Origin of the sequence: Dietzia maris (assembly GCF_014144855.1) — a bacterium.
GTDB classification, from domain to species: Bacteria; Actinomycetota; Actinomycetes; order Mycobacteriales; family Mycobacteriaceae; genus Dietzia; species Dietzia kunjamensis.
Map to the genome: position 1 here is coordinate 1 of NZ_JAALDN010000485.1, position 2,244 is coordinate 2,244.

Annotated in this window: 1 protein-coding gene; it reads right to left on the reverse strand. The window is 73.2% G+C overall.

The window, feature by feature from the left end; genetic code table 11:
• A partial coding sequence (locus G6024_RS15045; protein ID WP_268817127.1) for a beta-ketoacyl synthase N-terminal-like domain-containing protein occupies positions 1 to 2,244 on the reverse strand: 2,244 nt, incomplete at both ends.

Below are 2,244 nucleotides of genomic sequence, written 5' to 3' on the forward strand. Positions count from 1 at the left end.
GCCCATGCGGGCCGCGACGTCGCCGCGCGCCAGCAGGATCGTGCCGCCGCCCTGCGACTCGACGAACCCGCCGCGCCGCCGGTCGTTGGCCCGGCTGTAGTGCCGCTCGTCGATCCCCTTGGCCGCCATGGCCGCGGAGTCGGCGGTCGCGGACATGTCGGCGAAGCCCTGGATGCCCTCGGTGGACAGGTCGTCGAACCCGCCGGCCACCACGAACTCGGCCTTGCCGGCGCGGATCTTGTCGAACCCTTCCTCGACGCTCACCGCGGTGGTGGCGCAGGCCGCCACCGGGTGGACCATCGAACCGTAGCCGCCGACGTAGGACTGCATGACGTGCGCGGCCACCACGTTCGGCAGCGCCTCCTGCAGCGTGTCGTTGGCGCGGCTGCGGCCGAGGATGCCGTCGATGTACAGCGAGCGCATGCTGGTCATGCCGCCCATGCCGGTGCCCTGCGTGTTGGCGACGTCGGCCGGGTGGACGTGGGCCAGCAGCTCCGCCGGGGTGAAGCCCGAGGAGATGAAGGCGTCCACGGTGGCGACCAGGTTCCACGCCGCCACCCGGTCGATACCGGAGACCATGTCGGCGGGGATGCCCCACGCCGTGGGGTCGAAGCCGGTGGGGATCTGCCCACCGACCACCCGGGTCAGGGTGGCGCGGCGCGGCACCCGGATCTCGGTGCCGGCCTTGCGGGTGACCGTCCACTCGCCGTCCTCGCTGCGGGTGACGACGGTGTTCTCCGGGTCGTCGGACTGGTAGGCGCGGGCCTGGGCCTCGTCGTCCACCACGAAGGACAGATCCTCCGGCAGGAACACCGAGGTGAGCTGCGGCGAGGTGTTGTCGAACATCTCCGCCCGCGAATCGTCGGCGTAGGTGCGCACGCCCACCCGGGCGAGGACCTCGTCATGGAAACGCTCGGCGATGTCGGCCTCGTCGATCGGGTCACCGGAGGAGGTGACCGTCCAGCCGGCGCGCGGCGAGTCCTCCCAGGTGATGAGCCCGGTCGACCAGGCCAGCTCGACCACGCCGGCGGCGGTGAGGTCGCCGGTGGTCTCCACCTCGAAGCGGGTGCGGGCACTGCCGTAGGGGCCGACCTCGCCGGCGCCCACCATCACGACCATGTCCTCGAGCTGCTGGGTGACCTCGCCCCACTCGGGACGCTCGTCGGCGGTGATCGTCGGCAGCGAGGGCAGCGCGGCGATCGTGCCCGCGGCGTCCTCGGTCGAGGCCTCGGTGGGGGCGGCCGGACGGTCCGCCGCGAGGGCCGACATGTCCAGGTCGGCCGTGCCGAGTCCGCCGGTGAGGTCGACGGTGACGGGGGCGTCACCGGCCGCGGAACGGGAGTCCGGGGTGCACCAGCGCAGCAGCTCGGCGGCCATCTCGGCCGTCGACCAGGTGGACACGCCCGCGGCCTCGACGGCCTCGACGAGCGGGTCGTTGTGACCCATGAGTCCGGTGCCGCGGACCCAGCCGATGATGGCGTGGACGAACGTCACGCGCTCCGACCATGCCTTCTCCGAGCCCCACTTGGCGATCATGGCGTCCAGCGCGGCCTTGGCCTCGCCGTAGGCGCCGTCGCCGCCGAACATGCCCCGGTTGGGCGAGCCCGGCAGGACCACGTGCAGGCGGGAGTCGACGTCGGTGTCGGCGCCGATCGCACCGAGTCCGGCGACGAGCTTCTCCACGCCCCACAGCAGGACGCGCATCTCGGTCTCGGCGCGCGGGCCGGCGTCGGCCATCGAGCCCTGGACGCGGGGAGCCGCGAACGGGAACAGCAGCGTCGGGGTGAGGGCCGGCTTGAGCACGGTGGTCTGGCCACCGGCCGACTCGGCGTGCTCGGACCCGACCCACTCGACCAGCGCGTCGACGTCCGAGTAGGAGGTCAGGTTGGCCGGCAGGACCCACAGCGCCGCGCCGCCACGGGCGTTGCTGCGGTACAGGTCCTTGAAGAAGGCCAGCTTGGACTGGTCCAGGTTGGAGGTGGTGGCCACCACGGTGGCCCCGCCCGCCAGGAGGCGTCCGGTGACGGCGGCGGCGATGGAACCCTTGCCGGCGCCGGTGACGACGGCGACGTCGTTCGCGTACTCGCCGACGAACTCCTCGGAGGCGACCTCCGAGATCTCCCGGTAGGCGCTCGCCAGGGCGTCGCGGCGGGCATCGGTCGCCCGGGCCGCCCACCAGCGGGCCTGCTCGGCGACGATCTCGCCGGCACCGCGGAAGGCGTCCGCAGCGTCGGCGGGCACGTC